This is a genomic window from Brevibacterium sp. FAM 24630, assembly GCF_049804075.1.
Classification (GTDB): domain Bacteria; phylum Actinomycetota; class Actinomycetes; order Actinomycetales; family Brevibacteriaceae; genus Brevibacterium.
Map to the genome: position 1 here is coordinate 1 of NZ_JBNBZD010000077.1, position 509 is coordinate 509.

At 63.1% G+C, this 509-nt stretch carries 1 pseudogene; it reads left to right on the forward strand.

Features of this window, described 5'->3' with window-relative positions:
• Nucleotides 1–509 (forward strand): annotated as a pseudogene (locus tag ACPUD7_RS17800) (IS256 family transposase); the annotation flags it as partial.

A 509-nucleotide genomic window follows, 5' to 3' on the forward strand; every position in this document is an offset into this window, starting at 1 on the left:
GTGCGTGCTCATCGCCTACACCGGCACTCACGTCATCGACTGGCAATGGTGCGACCAGGAGAAGAACGCGTCCTGGACAGCCCTCATCAGCCGCATCCCCGCCCCGGTGGCTGCGATCGTCGATGGCAACGGACCATTGACGACAACGATCAAGCGACTCTGGCCGACCACCCGTATCCAACGGTGTCACTTCCACATCCGACAGGCCGCACATCGGTACCTGACCATGCGGCCCGTCCTGCCGGCGAACAAGGAACTCCTCGGCCTGTTCAAGATGCTGCCGAAGGTCACCAGCCTCGACGAAGCCGCGAAGTGGACAGGCGCATTCACGTCCTGGGAAGCGAAATGGGAATCGTTCCTCAAACACCGCACCCAGGTGCGGCCAGGAACACCCCGACCGGCACACGTGAAGCCGGGACAGCGCTGGTGGTACACGCATCTTCGGACCCGTCGAGCCCACAACCTGCTGACAGGACTCCTCCGCGACCGGCAACTGTTCACGTGGCTAG